This is a genomic window from Pseudoalteromonas luteoviolacea DSM 6061 (assembly GCF_001625655.1).
Lineage (GTDB): Bacteria > Pseudomonadota > Gammaproteobacteria > Enterobacterales > Alteromonadaceae > Pseudoalteromonas > Pseudoalteromonas luteoviolacea.
On sequence record NZ_AUYB01000101.1, the window covers coordinates 1 to 15,644 of the forward strand.

At 42.4% G+C, this 15,644-nt stretch carries 19 protein-coding genes; 16 read left to right on the plus strand and 3 right to left on the minus strand.

Translation table 11 applies throughout. From position 1 onward, the window contains the following. Positions 1–174: 174 nt before the first annotated feature. From N475_RS10940 to N475_RS10990, 11 genes are all read left to right on the plus strand, one after another. Positions 175–513: a hypothetical protein gene (locus N475_RS10940; protein WP_063358551.1), complete on the plus strand. Its 339-nt coding sequence runs from the start codon at positions 175–177 to the stop codon at positions 511–513. A gap of 247 nt (positions 514–760) precedes the next feature. Then, positions 761–1,393: a glycoside hydrolase family 19 protein gene (locus N475_RS10945; RefSeq protein ID WP_063365264.1), complete on the plus strand. Its 633-nt coding sequence runs from the start codon at positions 761–763 to the stop codon at positions 1,391–1,393. A 9-nt stretch (positions 1,394–1,402) separates the two neighbouring features. Next, complete coding sequence (locus N475_RS10950; RefSeq protein WP_063365265.1) at positions 1,403–2,227, plus strand: lamin tail domain-containing protein; 825 nt, start codon at positions 1,403–1,405, stop codon at positions 2,225–2,227. A gap of 30 nt (positions 2,228–2,257) precedes the next feature. Beyond that, positions 2,258–3,358, plus strand: coding sequence for a hypothetical protein (locus N475_RS10955; protein ID WP_063358548.1), 1,101 nt, complete (start codon positions 2,258–2,260; stop codon positions 3,356–3,358). Between the two features lie 106 nt (positions 3,359–3,464). Beyond that, on the plus strand, positions 3,465–4,448 hold the full coding sequence (locus tag N475_RS10960) for a hypothetical protein (protein ID WP_063365266.1): 984 nt from the start codon (positions 3,465–3,467) through the stop codon (positions 4,446–4,448). A 1-nt stretch (position 4,449) separates the two neighbouring features. Next, positions 4,450–4,890 (plus strand): hypothetical protein, encoded by a 441-nt coding sequence (locus tag N475_RS10965; RefSeq protein ID WP_063365267.1) that lies wholly within the window; start codon positions 4,450–4,452, stop codon positions 4,888–4,890. A gap of 7 nt (positions 4,891–4,897) precedes the next feature. Beyond that, positions 4,898–5,215, plus strand: a complete 318-nt coding sequence (locus tag N475_RS10970) for a hypothetical protein (RefSeq protein ID WP_155732570.1) — start codon at positions 4,898–4,900, stop codon at positions 5,213–5,215. Between the two features lie 127 nt (positions 5,216–5,342). After that, on the plus strand, positions 5,343–6,686 hold the full coding sequence (locus N475_RS10975; protein ID WP_063365269.1) for a hypothetical protein: 1,344 nt from the start codon (positions 5,343–5,345) through the stop codon (positions 6,684–6,686). 23 nt (positions 6,687–6,709) lie between these two features. Continuing rightward, complete coding sequence (locus tag N475_RS10980) at positions 6,710–7,420, plus strand: hypothetical protein (RefSeq protein ID WP_063365270.1); 711 nt, start codon at positions 6,710–6,712, stop codon at positions 7,418–7,420. A 79-nt stretch (positions 7,421–7,499) separates the two neighbouring features. Continuing rightward, positions 7,500–8,717, plus strand: coding sequence for a hypothetical protein (locus N475_RS10985; protein ID WP_063365271.1), 1,218 nt, complete (start codon positions 7,500–7,502; stop codon positions 8,715–8,717). Positions 8,718–8,846: 129 nt separating this feature from the next. Beyond that, positions 8,847–9,386 (plus strand): GNAT family N-acetyltransferase, encoded by a 540-nt coding sequence (locus N475_RS10990; RefSeq protein WP_063358541.1) that lies wholly within the window; start codon positions 8,847–8,849, stop codon positions 9,384–9,386. 46 nt (positions 9,387–9,432) lie between these two features. Here N475_RS10990 and N475_RS10995 read toward each other — a convergent pair whose 3' ends face one another. Continuing rightward, a complete protein-coding gene (locus N475_RS10995) occupies positions 9,433–10,086 on the minus strand; it encodes an XRE family transcriptional regulator (protein ID WP_063365272.1) in 654 nt (217 codons plus the stop codon). A gap of 305 nt (positions 10,087–10,391) precedes the next feature. On the opposite strand from N475_RS10995, the gene N475_RS11000 reads away from it, so the two are divergent. From N475_RS11000 to N475_RS11015, 4 genes are all read left to right on the plus strand, one after another. Then, complete coding sequence (locus tag N475_RS11000) at positions 10,392–11,324, plus strand: class I SAM-dependent methyltransferase (protein ID WP_063365273.1); 933 nt, start codon at positions 10,392–10,394, stop codon at positions 11,322–11,324. Positions 11,325–11,413: 89 nt separating this feature from the next. After that, positions 11,414–12,223: a substrate-binding periplasmic protein gene (locus N475_RS11005; protein WP_155732571.1), complete on the plus strand. Its 810-nt coding sequence runs from the start codon at positions 11,414–11,416 to the stop codon at positions 12,221–12,223. Between the two features lie 210 nt (positions 12,224–12,433). Beyond that, positions 12,434–12,745 carry a hypothetical protein gene (locus N475_RS11010; RefSeq protein WP_063365275.1) on the plus strand — a complete coding sequence of 104 codons (312 nt, stop codon included), beginning with the start codon at positions 12,434–12,436 and terminating at the stop codon, positions 12,743–12,745. Positions 12,746–12,786: 41 nt separating this feature from the next. Further along, on the plus strand, positions 12,787–13,434 hold the full coding sequence (locus N475_RS11015) for a hypothetical protein (RefSeq protein WP_063365276.1): 648 nt from the start codon (positions 12,787–12,789) through the stop codon (positions 13,432–13,434). A 966-nt stretch (positions 13,435–14,400) separates the two neighbouring features. On the opposite strand, the gene N475_RS11025 is transcribed toward N475_RS11015, so the two are convergent. After that, entirely contained in the window at positions 14,401–14,655 is a 255-nt protein-coding gene (locus N475_RS11025; RefSeq protein WP_063365278.1) for a helix-turn-helix transcriptional regulator, read from the minus strand. Between the two features lie 263 nt (positions 14,656–14,918). Here N475_RS11025 and N475_RS11030 point away from each other — a divergent pair, with 263 nt between their 5' ends. Then, positions 14,919–15,224 (plus strand): helix-turn-helix transcriptional regulator, encoded by a 306-nt coding sequence (locus N475_RS11030; RefSeq protein ID WP_248846348.1) that lies wholly within the window; start codon positions 14,919–14,921, stop codon positions 15,222–15,224. Here N475_RS11030 and N475_RS11035 read toward each other — a convergent pair. Next, positions 15,171–15,644, minus strand: a 474-nt coding sequence (locus N475_RS11035) for an IS30 family transposase (protein ID WP_155732572.1), incomplete at its 5' end; no start/stop codon positions are given. The genes N475_RS11030 and N475_RS11035 overlap by 54 nt on opposite strands.

The window sequence follows — 15,644 nt, forward strand, 5'->3', positions numbered from 1 at the left end:
ATGTTTGTGACCCGTCCTAAAAAGCGTTGAAGTTATACAGGGACTTTGCTTTTAATTCTGCTTTGTGTGTTCCCTTCCTAGCATACCTGTTCTGCACTGATTCATTTTGTCTGGCAGTTTTTTTCTTCTTTCTCATGTATTATTGCATTTTTTAAATTTAAATGGTTTCGGACTATGAAACGTTTACTTGTTGCTGCACTTTTTACAATTCCATTTGCTGGCTTAGCCAGTGAGTATCGAGGCACGGTTAAACATGTTGTGTGTCATGTGGAAACTGTTTCCCCCGTTTGTCAAGTAATGCTAAATGGCACGCCTAACGCTGAAACGTGTGCTAAAGATAGTAGCTGGAAATATACCTTCGATGGGACTACGCCAGAAGGGAAAAATATACTTTCTATATTAATGGCCGCACAAATGAGTGGTAAAACAGTGGGCATAAGAGGTTTGGATAAGTGCACATTAGCAACAGGATCAGAAGATCTGAGGCACGTTTATATCGAGACGCCGATGTAGTTTATGAGTGAAGGTTATATTACCTCTGCATAGAGGTAATATACTTCGCGTTAGTGAAACCCTTCTTGGATATTTTCTGTGGTCTTAGCACTGGCGAGTATTGAGTTTAACCCCCAAATTACAACACATAATCCAAGCATAAAATAAAGCACGTTTAGTGTTTTTCCCCGTATTAAGCCTACTTTCAACTCAGTTGCTAGTCCGTGAATTTGTCATGATAGGACGTATTCATACTAGGAGAGTAAACATGGCTACATCACTGACGCTAGAGTTGTTGGCTGAAATAGTGCCGCAAGCAAAAGCAGACAACATTGATAAATATTTAACCGCTCTGAATGAGGTACTACCTCAATTTGATATCAACACATCACTGAGAATAGCGCATTTTTTGGCGCAAATAGCCCATGAAAGCGGCTATTTTAGAGCTAGTAGTGAAAATTTGAATTATAGCGACCAGGCACTCAGGGCTGTGTTTGGCAAATATTTCCCTGACGACGACAGTGCAAAAGCTTACGCTCGCCAACCTGAAAAAATAGCCAATCGTGTCTATGCGGACCGTATGGGTAATGGTAATGAAGCTTCGGGAGATGGTTGGAAATACCGTGGCAGAGGGCTGATTCAGTTAACCGGAAAGGACAATTACATGCGCTGTGGCGAGGCACTGGGATTAGACTTAATCAGCGATCCTGACGTGGTGAGTACAGATGCTAAGGTAGCGATTCAAAGTGCATGTCACTACTGGAAAAGCTGTAACCTCAATATGTTGGCAGATGAAGATGAGCTGGTCAAAATCACTAAACGCATTAATGGTGGCACCAATGGCTTGGATGATCGCGCGGCGTTATTAAATCGAGCAAAGCAATTTCTAGATATCGCATAAGGAAAGCACATGGACGCAATTAGTAAAATGTCTCTTATTGAGTTAAGTAGCCACTTCAAAGTTTTGAAAGGCGCCGATGTATGTTGGCCACGTATTGAAAAAATGATTTCGGATACCGCAAATAGCTGGCATCAAAGTGGCAAAGCGCCCAATGAACTATCAGTGATGCATATTTGGTGGCACACCTGTTTTGAATTGCTGGCACCACATCAAGTGCAGATTTCGGCGATCAATTATGAAGATGAGTACATTGAAATAAAAAACATCGGTCCAGCGATTATTGACTTGAGCGGTTGGAAAATAGATGCCGGAGATGAGCACCAGACTTTTACATTTGCAAAAGATACTTTGGTCTATCCACATGAAACACTGCGTATCGATACCTATCCGGGTCATACGCTTAGCTTTAATAGCAAGCGACCAATATGGAACAACCAAGGTGATAAAGGGAGTTTGTACGATAGTGACGGCGCACTTATTAGCACTTGGATATATGGTAATGCAGCTCATCAGCACCTCGAAATTAGTCAAGTTAACTTTGATGGCCTAGAGGCGAAGAAAGAAGGTGATGAATATGTTGAGATCGCCAACTTAAGTCACTCGATAGCTGATATTTCGCTGTGGCAAATCCGTGGTAATAAAGGGCAACATTTTGAATTTCCTCACGGGGCAACTATCAAACCACAGGGCGTGATACGCGTGTATACCAACCAATATCACCCAAGTACTGGTGGCTATAATTTCGAAAGTCAGCGTGCACTGTGGTCTAACGAAGGTGGTGAAGCGGCGTTATATGATAATCAAAATGTGTCTATCAGTGCATATCAATGGTGAAAAGAAGGGGGCAATGCCCCCAGTAAACTCATGATAAATAAAAAGCAATCTAACTCAATTGAGGTATCCGCTGACATTGCACAAGTAATTCAAGAGGGGCAGCAGCTGGTATCCTATATGGCAAAGCACGGGCAAGTTAGTTTGGACCCAGAATTGGCAGAGGTCATGATTAATGCCAAGTATAAGCTTCAAAAAAAGCAATGGAGTGCCCAAGACGAACGTGATGTACTGCACAGTTATGACCAGCTTGCTAAAGCAGTGGCACCGGTTTCTATGGAAAGTATTCAAGCTATTTCACGCCTTGATGTTGATAAGCCGAGTCAAGCTGAGCGTGCCGTCGCTTGGTATAGGCGCTATACCCTAGTGGCATTAGTGTGCTTACTATTAGTACAAGTTTACTATTTATTTGGTCACTCTTTGGCACATGACCTTAAGGTCTTGTATGAGAGTCGTAACGAATGGCAGGTAAAAGTCTCAAAAGCCAGTGTGGATAGTGCCGAGTACGTACAAATACAGCAAAGTTATGAAGAGGTTGGGCAAAGACTCGATGCTAACTACAACTTGCTCAAGGTCTGGAATCGAGTGTGGTTGTTTGGACTCACATTTAACAGTGATATTCCACCATATAGTCAGGAGAAGCTGGCTGTTGAGCAGCGCCGTTTGGAAAGAGAGCAGGCCAATGCAAATGAATTGGATAACTTGCATTTGTCGCAAACGAGACTCAAAGCTCGGCTACAACTATTTGAAAACATGTTGTTTGCTCAGTCTGTGTTAGAGGTACTTCAAGGCTATATTCTTCCTTTGTTGTACGGATTGTTGGGGGCATTTATCTTTGTACTGCGGGATTTACTAAAAGAAATAAAAGCCATCACATTTACCTCTGACAGTGAGATCCGATACCGCTTAAGACTGACGCTTGGGGCGCTCGGCGGTATGATCATTGGCTGGTTTTTAAATCCTCAGGAGTTATCTGGATTGGCCTCACTATCACCAATGGCGTTGGCATTTTTGATGGGATATAACGTCGATGTACTGTTTGCGATTATGGATCAAATCATTGATAAATTACGTGATGCACTGGCCAATGGCTCCGCCGCGCAAGCGCAACCAGAGCGTCGTAAAGTTGAATAACTTAGCTGGAATATTAAGTAAATAACAAGATATTCCAGTTAAATGTGCCGATTATCTTCTTGTTCATTTGAGTACTTTAGGTAAATCAATTTCATAGGAGAAAATCATGGAAGCCCAGCAGGAAACTGTTATAAAACCAAAACAAGCTGAGCATGAATTTGCGGCTGTCTTAGCGCAATGTAAGGCGATGGCTGAATTTTCATTTCATAAAGGCATCAAAGTTCCCGAATCTATCATGGTCAAGCTAGATGCAATGACAGCAGAGGGAATAAATAAGCTAGAAGTGAAAGCACTCACGCAGGTTCATAACCGCCTTACGGAACTTGTTGCCCCAGCAAAACCAGAGACGATTTGGCTAATGTCGGAGGAAACAAAAAAAGGCAGTTGGCTGCTATTCCTTGGTAGAGTACCACTGATCCGAAAAATGATGGTCGTGGCCATTACATCTTTGGTCGTACTGATTGCTCTGAGTTTGTCGAGTTACATTAACAACGAAAATATGGTTGCCAGTATGTTTGATATGGAGGGGACTCGTTTACTCTATGTGCAGGCTATCTTGTTGGCATCTGCGGCCATTGGGGCATCTTTTGCTGCGTTATTTAAGGCCAACAGCTATGTGACTGCTGGTGTGTATGACCCCAAGTTTGAAAGTTCTTATTGGGTGCGTTTTGTGGTTGGGTTGATTGCGGGCATTATTCTCACCCAGCTGATCCCTGTGAATTTGGATGCGGTGGCCAATGCTGCCAGCAGTGAAACGGGTGGCGCACCGGTTAGTCACGCTGCGCTCAGGATCACCATGGCGTTGGTGGGTGGATTTTCTGCTAATTTGGTATACAAAATTCTAGACCGCATTGTTGAAACCGTTCAATCGTTTATTTCTCCTAATATTCCTGAAGATCCACAGACACTTAAGCAAAACCTCGAAAATCATTTTCGAAAACAGGAGTTGGATCAAATTACGTTGTGGAGTCAGGGCATTGTGGCAATTCAAAGTAAGCTGGCTTTAGAACCAAATATGCCGGTTTCGAAAATTCAGCAAATGCTCGCTGACTACCTCAAAGAAGTCATGAATGCCCATGAGGAGAAATGAGATGATTAAATCTTGGCTGAAGTTACTGGTGATATTGGCTACTTTGTTGATTTTAACTACGCAAGTCGGGTGTTCACTACATTTGATATCTGAGTATGACCGAGCGTCACAGCGAAATATGCTGAGTCTGATGAAGAAGATCGATGGCTTTTACTTACATATGTCCAATGTCGCGCCTGATAAGCGTCAGTTTTCACACTATGTAAGTGGCTACACCAATATTGAAGTAGAAATTAATGCCTTACTGCAAAGACAAAAGGTACGTGAACTCAACGAGCTAACAGTAAAGCAGGTGGAGATTTTATTGGAGCTGTGGCAGCAAGGAAGGTTGGCGCACAAAAGTAAAGATAGTATTTCGGATTTCATTATCAAGCGTCGCCGATCTGAGTATCAGCGGGTGATGTTAGCAATGATCCGAGGCGAAGAAAGTAAAGCACAATAGGAGAGAAATGATGGAATTCGATATTGCAAAAACACTGCAAAATGTCAGTGGTCAAGTCATGAGTGAAATGGGGGAAGTAGGCAATACGTTTGCCGGTGAACTAGGTAAGGCTTTCGCAGATAAGGAGCAAAGTTTGACAGAGCTAAGCACGGCTTACTTGCAGGGTGAACTAAACGAAGATGAATTAAAGCAAGAGCTAGAAAGAGAGCAAAAAGTCATAGAAGCGCAACTTATAACACTTGAAATCGCTGCAAAAGCAGCGATACAAAAAGCTGTAAACGGCGTAATGAATGGACTAACAGCCACCTTGAAAAGTGCATTGTAATTTCCACTTTTTGTCAAAAGGTGCAAGGATGCACCTTCTTTTTTTCGCCTTCATTTATCCTCATATCACCCGATTGGTGTACTGAAAAGCACGTTATGCTCACCCTATTTAATCAGGGAGAATAGGAATGAGTCGAGCGAAAAAGCGCATTCGTTGGCGGCGGGTACGTATTTTAAAGCCATATAATTATTACTTTCATGCTGGGGCGAAGGCGCATTTACCTCAACCTGTTTCTCAGCCAGAGACATCGGCTGGTTCAAGAATTAATGAGTCACATGCAGGCCTAGAAAGGTCAGATAAGGTTGATAAACCAGCTGTTGCGCAAGCCTCTGTATCCCAAAGTGAACTAGGTAATGACAAATCCCAAGATGAGTCAACCGAACTTTTGCCAAACAACATTGAAGAGGCGGCAAGAGAAGAGGCTATTGAACCACCAATAGCGGTCTTTGAACCAGGACAAAACCCTTATATTTATTATCTCCAACAAGTGCCAGTGATGTTGACTAGTTTGCCTCAAGAAGTGGCCATCCCTGCTTTGTCCAATACAGAGGAGAGCACTGAGTTGGTAAAGGTCGAACACAAAGATGTGAACGATTCTGAGCAATGTGAAATTAGGCACGATAACACCCAAAACTTTCATGCTGCCCAATACGGTGAGACGCAAGAGTCTTATGAAAGAGCGCAGTTATTCTGGCCAACTCCAAAGTGGAACAGAGTTCATGCCAAAAATCAGCGTCAGGGGGTGAAGTCTCCTCAAGCAGCTGATCTTCCAGTTCGGTTTGGAGGTCATGTGCTGCATCACCGCTATTATAGTGAGTTCGTTACAGCGGTAGATAAGCAGCTAAGGAAATATGCAGACAACGTGATGTCATTGGCCTTGTACATGCACGCGCCATATGACCTATCAGTTTGGCTTACACAATTGCCATTGGGGCATCTTAACCGACTGCTCAATGGGCAGACAAATCAGAGTGTGAGTAAAATGACAGTTGAACATTTGATCGCGGCGTGCATCAGTCATGGAGCCAACAGCTTGGTCAATGAAGCACATTTTGCGGAAAACTTGTTAGCGCATATGCACTGTACGGAGCGGCACGAATTTCATGGTACTCCAGAGCAATTTATGGGGTGGTTGCTTACGCGACAAGCACAACCTGAATGGATATTGCTGAAGCAGTTTTCAAGGCCGCTTTTGTGTGAGCCATTGTCGCGATTGGTCAGGTCAGCTCCTTGGTCTATGTCAGCACATGTTGAGCATATTTTAGATTGGCATCAACCCTTTGAAATTACCATGTTTACTCTGCCAGAAAGTGTAGGGGCGTGCCTTGCCGAACAAATTGGCTTGCATAAAAAGCGGTGGCAGTCTTATCTAACTATGCCATTGTTAGAGTTCATGTATTCACAGCAGTCTTTGCCAAGATCCCCCAATTTTTCTAGTGCCTTTCTCAATAGGATAGATGCATCAACATAACCACAACTACGGAGCAGAATGGTATGACCAACCTGGTATTTCGTTCAGGCATTGCAAGTGATGGGCGTAAAATTGCGCTGATATCAGATCAATTGGATGTCGAGGAAAAGTTCGATAACGGCTATAAAATCGCATACAAAGACAAAGACGGCAAAGATACACCAGAGCTACTGGCTAAATGGAAAGAAGCCTTTACTGTGCACTCGAGAGAATTTGGCATGTTGCCCTGTGGCGATGAAGTTCCTGCAGCTGTGCAGCAGGGTTTTAACACCATGGTCTCTAGCTTACTAAAAGGGATTGATATTCTTTTTTGTGATTACAACTTAGGTATTGAGGGTGATTTACCCATGTGTAATGACATTATGGATTTGCATCGCTCAACAGACTTTGTGCTTTTTTCTTGTGATTCTTTGGTCGGTGGAGACCCAAAGGTACAGCCTCATACAGTTGCCTATAGTGCACCAAGGTATGAGCAAGGACAGCAGATAGCTCAGCAGCACAGAATTTACTGCAAAACAGAAGCTTCTGCTTTTTGTCAGGCGATAAACGCCATCGTTACGCAACGCGCTAAAGACAATATGAATGGAGGTCATATCCGTGATGATATTGACAGCTATATCGGAGAGGCCCCGATAGACAAAGAAGCGGCCGACCAAATACTGAATCGATTTGTCGAAACGCTTCATAGTGAAGGCAATCAAACACCCGCGCTTACTCATCAAGTTACAGAGTAATGAGCGAGGATTGACCCCTTTTTCGGCCTTGCAAATGTAGGACCGAAAAGGGGAGGTTACAGGTAAAAGGAGTGCCTTCATGGATCCGTATTTTCACTATTATGGTACCTATTTGGCAGCACTTACAATGGGAGTGCAACCGCATGCGGCGCAGGAACTGGCCTATTACACGTACTGTGCGGCAGACCAAACCGCAGGCAATGTGCCGAGTCCCTTGTTTTACGAAGATTATCGGTTTAATCCGGTGCTTACAGCAGACGGACAGAGTGAATTAGGTAAATACTGTTGTAATTTGGCGTTTCAATCTTTGCCAGCATTTTGTGATGCTGGTACAGATGAGACTGAAGTGGCTGTCGCTCGACCAATGCCACTTTCTAAACAGCAATTGAACAGCCACAAACCCAAGGTTGTATGCCAAGGGAATACAGTGACGCGATGCTATTACAACCCACTTACCGATATTGATTGGCAGCATGGCGGTGAATTTAAGCGCCATTTTAGTGAGCGCTTACAAAAGAAGGCTTACTTTCATAGTGCTGAGCTTTCTCACGCAATGACGGGAGAAAATGACAGCGAGTTCAAAGCTGCAGAAAATAAGGGCGATGAGAGTGCCATGTTATTTTCGCCGTCAACACCGGACGAGCCGCTTGAACTGCCTACACAGCTGCTATGTAGCGTTGACAGCGCATTTGCGAGAAAAATGCTCAATGATGTAATTTATAAAAGTCATTATGACAATCAAACTAAAGGTATTTCATGGCCGTTGTTTGGTTGTCGCCTATACGTGTATCAAAACACGTGGCAAGGGGAAGGCGACATAGCTAAAGCACACATATCTGCATTTATTGCCACTTGCTATGCGATACAAAGTTGGGTTAAGCGTATTCCTCTCAAGCACTGTGGCTATTGGGTGCAAGGTATGATGCCCTCGTCGGTTAGGCAGGCGGTCGCACAACTTGAATGTCTTTTGTACAGTCACCATGGCTATGAAGATTACCGTGGTATTGGGGATGATTGGGCGCGATTAATTGCACAGCATATGCCTCAAGGAGAAGCTCCCCACCTATACGGAATAGCACTTCGTCCAGCTCACCTCTATGAACAAGCGTTGATTTCAGGAGCTGTCCGTAGTGGTGAATACATAACAGATCTTACTGGCTTTAAACGCTCTGCATGGTTCAAGTATAACAAAGCTGCCGAGTATCACTGTGATTGGCTTGCAAGACAGCTTTGTCACTACGAGCTCAGTGCATTCAATACGCGCCAAACTCTAGGAAATTTGGATATGTGGCGGTAGCTGCTCGCGAAATTGATAGCTTCAATACAAGGAGAAGACGATGCGACTTTTAGATTTGATTTTAATTGTGTGGCTAATTGTATTAACGTTATATGCGCTTAATCCAAGCTTTCGGGCATTGGTAGAATTATGGTTATAACGCCTTCACCATTGCTACAATTTGCCGGTGCTGGGGTCACAGATATAGCGATGCGATGCAATTTGTGGCCACTGTCTATTTCTAAACTTAAAGCTCAGGATGCCAAGAGCATACACCAGCGCATGTCATTGCAAACATGCCAAAACTTGGGTATTGCACAAATAAAGTCTGTGGCGCAGGCAAAGTATTTTATCGCGGGCTCCGGCGCCACGCAGCAGCAACGTTTTGCGATTAGACATAACAATTTGGGTTTGCTTGGTGGAATGGCTTACAATCGATTATCCAAGTCGAGTGTGAGTGATATAGCTGAAATCAGTTACTGGCTGGCCGAGCCATATCGTGGTCGCGGCGTGATGAAGTGGGCGTTGCAAAGTATGCTAATACGACTAAAGGCCCTCGGTGTTAGTCAGGTTTTGGCTCATGTCTATGCTCACAATCAAGCATCTCGAGGCCTGCTTAAACGGTTGGGGTTTACACTGTGTGCAGGGTTATCGAGTGATATTGTCTGCTATCAGGCTAAATTAACCTAAACTCGCTAAGATAGGCAGTCACTAAAAAGTCACTGCCTCAGCACGCTTACAGGCTACGCCCACACCAAACTATACGTCCAGCTACTCCGTGTTGCTCTGCATTATCTGAGGTGATTTGCCAGCTAGGGTAATCGTCATTGTCACTGATCACGGCGATGTGATCCGACTTTTGCTGCAGACGTTTTGCCATTAACCCATCTTGTGTTTGAATGATGTAAACGCCTGACTTAGAAGGTTGTTGCTGGCTCATATCGACCAATACCATATCACCGTGTTGCAATGTTGGTAGCATGGAGTCTCCGCGTACAGACACAAAGGCCAAACGTTCGCTGTGTACACCAAGTTGAGATTGTAGCCAGCGTTTGTTTAGAGCAAATTGCTCGGTTATGTCTTCTGCACCATTGACAGCCCCGAAACCTGCACTGGCCTCCACATCTAATTTGGGCACCACCAATAAGTCATCTTGGCTATGTTGGCGATGTGGCTCTGATGCCTGTACACCAGTAAGTAACCAATTTAAATCAATGGCAAATAAACCATACAAATGCTCTAGGTATGTCATTGATGGCCTACCAAGGCCTTGGCAAATACGATAGATATGAGAGGGGGACTTACCCGTTAACTCGGCAAACTGGCGCTTGTTACCGCCGGCAAATTGCTCAACGAGGGTGATAAAACGACGGGAAAATGCGGTACTCATAAACGTGCTCTCGGCTTCAAAAATGGCAAAAACGCAAGAGTACGCGTGCAGTGATGGACTGTACAGCAAAAATAATACAAGTGACTAATTTTGCATCACTACATTATAAACAACAGTGCTTGTTACAGTGAAAGTAAGGCACACAGCATAGAGTGAAATGGCAGCCTGTATATCAATGACACTGGCAAAATGACGATGTAAACCAAGCGTGTTTAATTTTTGTTTTTATACAAATCTAAATCTAATTGGCTTTCGTATTAAGTTAAGTACAATTGCGCACATCTTATATTGAAACGAATTCGGTTATGCAAATTGACTTCTCACCTGTGCATCAGGTTTTTTCTCAGCTAAGTGTGCTTCCAAATGAAGTAAGGCGCCTCTTTCATGGTCGTGGCCGTTGCTATCCTTCCTTAGAACACTTAACTATCGACTGGTTATCAGGGCAGATAATGTGTTCGGTGTTTAAAGAACAAGACGAGAAGTGGTTAGATGCACTGAGAGGCTGTATGCATGATTTAATGCAAACGCAACTAGGACAAGATTTTGTTCAATGTATTTTTATTCAGCATCGATATCGCCATGAAAATCAAGTTGAAACTTTATTTGGTACGCTTGAAGAACAAATTGTTGTAGAAGAAAATGCGCTGAGATTTGAGTTGTCACTGGGTAAAAAACAAAACAGTGGGCTGTTTTTGGATATGCGTAATGGCCGCGATTGGGTCAAACATCATAGCCAAGATAAAAAAGTGTTGAACCTCTTTGCCTATACTTGTGGGTTTTCTGTTGCCGCGATTGCTGGTGGTGCGCAAAAAGTTGTTAATTTGGATATGGCTAAAGCGGCATTGAAGCAAGGCCGTCGAAATCACCTGTTGAATCAGCACAGCCTGGAGGCGATTTCATTTTTAGGGCATGACTTGTTCAAATCTTGGGGTAAGTTGAGAAAGATGGGACCATATGATCTGATTGTCATCGATCCGCCCACGTTTCAAAAAGGCAGCTTTGCATTGACTAAAGATTACCAACGAATATTGCGTCGCTTGCCAGAATTATTGAGCCCCAGTGCACAGGTACTTGCTTGTGTGAACGACCCGGCTTTACAAAGCCAGTTTTTGATTGATGAGATGCACCGAGAGGCGCCGTCGGTCAAGTATGTTGAGCGCTTGGCTAACCCCCCAGAATTTACAGATATTGACCCTGAAGGCGGATTAAAGTGTTTGGTATTTAAGAATCAAGCCTAAATACCGAATCTAAGTGATTGAATGTGAACTAGTGAGAAATGAATTAACGACTACACTTAAGTAACAGTTAACCCTGACAGTAGGTGCCAGTGCGCATACTTTGTTTAGCTTGTTTCATTCTGCTCGTAGGGTGTAGGCAAGCATTTGCATTGCAGTCAATGCCAGTATCCACCACTTCTTCATGTAGTTTGCACGCCAAAGTGGGTGTTGTTGCTGGCTGGCCCCCTTTGACGAGTGTGAATGAGGCCGGCATTGCGCAGGGCCTCGATATTGATATCGCCAGATTGGTCTTTGAGCATGCCAATATGTGTGTTGAATTTGTCCGACTGCCCTCTGCTGCGCGTAGTTTTGCTCAATTAACCAAGGGCGTAGTTGATGTAGTTTTGATGGTCAGTTACACCTTTAAGCGTAAACAGTGGGGCTATTTTTCAATTCCTTATCGCAAAGAGCGGATGCGTCTATTCTCTTTAAAACAGCAAAAGCAACCTGTTATATCTTTAATGTCTTTACTCAGCAGTGGCGCGACAGTCGGCCTCAGTATCGGCTCATATTATGGTGAAGAAGTTAAAACGTTGGCCCGCAATGAACGTTTTACGGGGCAGTTTATCGGTATTTCCACCATTCAAAGACGTATTGAATTACTCAATAAGCAACGTGTTAATTTTATTATTGAAGATGAAATTATTGGCAACTACTTGAGTCACAAATTAAGTGAAAAACCTATATTTGGCTGGGCTTATCCCATTCATGATAATGATGTCCACTTTCTACTGCGCAAGGAAAAGTTTAATGAGTCTCATCGGTTACGAATCAACACCGCCATCGAAACGTTAAGGCCTCGTATCACCGCCATGGTTGAGCGTTATCGACAATTACAAGCGCCAAATGAACATAAGTAGTGCAGATTTGTGCTTTGCACTTGGAGAGGTAACAAAAAAATAGATTGAATTCACCTGATTGGCCGTAACATTCGCCGAGCTTTACTATCGCATCTGTACTTAGAATTATGACTAAAACTATGTTAGATGCGAATGTCGTGGCGAAAATATATCGTAATTGAGCAACCTTCGCAGATTTAGCAAGGAAGTTATTTCAAGGAGTGCTTTGTAATGAGAAACCGATTTTTACAATTGTTTTATGATTTTGCTTTGGAATCTCTACACAATCATAAACGTTTGCGAAATGCCAAAGTTAATGCCCGAATCCGCCAGTTAGAAGTGACTAAATCAAGTGGTTCATTTGATTGGTTACATGCAGTTCTCGTTCTACCGTGCATATTGCTATTTTTTCCCTTCACAGCGCAGTTTATTCTCGATGCGTTTGCTTTACTCGAGCATATACCCACTTGGTATAGGTGGTTGATTAGCCTCATGGTGCTTGCCAATTTTGGTCTTAAATTGTCCGAAAAGTACCGAATTTGAGTATTTTTATAGATATAAAAATCTAGAACAGAGGAGGCTATATGTCAGAGTTAGATAAAACAACGACAGACTCTTCGGAGTCCCACAATGTATCCGATGTGCAATCAACGGAGCAAGATAACTCGATGTTATCGCAGAGCTTTAAGCCTGATTTCGATGCCCAAGAGGCCACACAGAAAGCTGAAGAGCAACGCCAGCCACAAGATATTGTTATGGTTTTAGTTGGGAAGTGGGCTATGCCGACAACCGTTGTTTTGGTATTGATCACATGCCTATCGGGGTATTACTTAAATGTGGAAGCATTTACTCCTGTGGTTGGCATGATCGCGCCAGTGGTTATGGCATTGATTATGGTTATTAAGGAGGCCTCTTTGGGCCAGGAGCAAGACGAATCGTACCAAGATAGAGAGCGAGAGCGCTCAGAAAGGCGACGTCAATTGGAGATTGAAAAAGAGCTCAAGTTGGCACAGTTGGCCTATGAAGAGCGGCGATTTCAGCACGAAATGCAGGAAAAAATACGCCAGTTTGATAAAGGGACAGAAGCCACGCAGGACTTTGTTGCTCTGGCCAAAGATATGAACAGCCAGTTGGCAGAGTTGATGAGAAAAGAAACTGAGTTGGTGGTGGGCGATACTCGTATCAAACTAGCAGATGGCAATACGCAAGTGGCACAAGAAAATGAGAAGTGAACGATAGAGTCGGTGCTGATTGTGCTTTATAAAGTTGACCTTATTAAAACTGTATTAATAAAAACGCATACATTCATTTATTGTGAAGTTTTTAGATTAGGGCTAGTTATAAATGAGAATACCACTAACCCTATCTAGTAAGCTTAAATGTTAACTCACTTTTTCCACACGCTTATCAGCGTAATAACCACGTAATGCATCAATCGTGAGTGAGCATATTGCCATGACAGAAAGCAATGTAAGTACCCACTTTGAGGGCTCAAAAGCATTATATATAAACATGGGGTTATATTCAGTCAATTTTCTTATGCCTCTTTCTATCAAAGATGCAATATTTATAAAAATTGACATCGACAATATAAGGATATACATAATTTCATTTGAAGTTAACTTGAATTCTCGAGCGCATTTTCTAGAAAAACTACTAATTATCCATATGTTATTATTAGAAAGGTTGTTTGTTATCTGAAATCTAAAAAGAATGGCAAGTAGTAAAGCCAGATCCTGTAAACTGATTATAATATAAAACCAACTGCCAGTAGTTAAGGACCAAGGATATACAATAACATCCAAGGTTCTAGCGATTAAGATGCATGAAACGATCCACCTAACTGTAGGGCTTTTACCGCTAGCTATAACCGAAAATAATAGTAAAACCCAAATTGTACTGTTAATTAGGTGGTTTATATCAACTGGGAAGTTAGAGACTATATCCATATTTTTCCAATATTTTATTAGTTATTTATTTTTTCTCTGATCGGGAATGGGAACTCTCGATGAGGCACTAGTTGGATCTATCTGACCACCACCTCCCGCAACTCCACCAGAACCAGAAATCATTCGTAGTTTGGAACCCTTTAACAACATAAAGGTTTTACTTAGATTCATTTTTCCCATTATCTATCCTGTTATTGATGTGTTGAAGGTAGCAGTGTAGCAAATAAAATTTCAACTTAAGTAACCCTTTCAATCAGAAGGTTTTGAACTTCCAAGTAAGTTTATCTTATCAACTTTAGGCTTTCTTTGAGGTAGGAGAGATTTTGGATTCAACCCACAGATAATATACATTTTAATTAACAGGCTTGTGTCTGGGGATGTTTCTCCACTCTCCCAGTTATATATCGTCTGTTTCGATACGCCCATCTTTTTCGCAAAACTGCTTACACTGTAGTTTCCAGCAAATCTGATTTGCTGGACTAATTTCTTTGATTCGAGAGTCAATGCGCTATCCCTGAGTTATCCTCGCCTAATACTGTTAATTGTAATGTCAACTTTTGGTTACATTAATTTCACTTTTATTTTATGAAAAAAAGTACGATTGTCAAACCTATTTGACTAACAAGTATGTACGATGGCGCAGCGATTATTCTTAGGTGCTCATGAAACCGATTTTGAGAACCAAGGAGTGTGCAAGTGAGTTAAATATATAGGAGGTATATATGAAGAATAATGCTATTAGACGGAAAAATAAAGTATTTAGTCTTATGCTCGAAGTGCAGAGAAACTTACGTCATACGAGAAAGAAAAATAACCTTACGCAATCTCAACTTGGAGCAAAACTCAATGTAGATCAAGCAACTATTAGTAATTTCGAAAATGGAAAAACCATAATGACGATTGCTCAATTATATGAGATGTATCTTTTATTTGGTAGTGACTTTTGCTGTCCAAATATTAGTTACTTTGAAAGTGAAGAGATGCCCGAATTCAACTCCGAACTGCGACACTCGTTAATATCAAGCAGCCATACCCTGTTCTTTAAAAATAATGGCTGGTTGCTTGAACCCTAAACACTTTCTAGGACGGTAGTTAATCCTTGATTGAGCAAACTTAATATCTCCATCTGTTACCTGTCTTAAATCCGACCCTTTTTTAATATACTGCCTCAATAGGCCATTGGCATTTTCGTTTGCGCCTCGCTCCCAAGAACTATATGGATGTGCAAAGTAAATCTTAGTATCTAATGCAATGCCAATTTGTTCATGCCCCGCGAACTCTCTACCATTATCTGCGGTAATTGTGTGTACGTACTCTTTAAATGGCATAAGCATCTCTATCGTCGCTTTTGTCACTGCATCAGCAGATTTTGATGACACTTTCTTCGCTAAATAAAACCGACTTTTTCGCTCTAAGATGGTCACTATCGCGCCTGTACCATGTTTACCTAATACCGTATCGATTTCCCAATCTCCAAACCGTTCTCGGCGTTC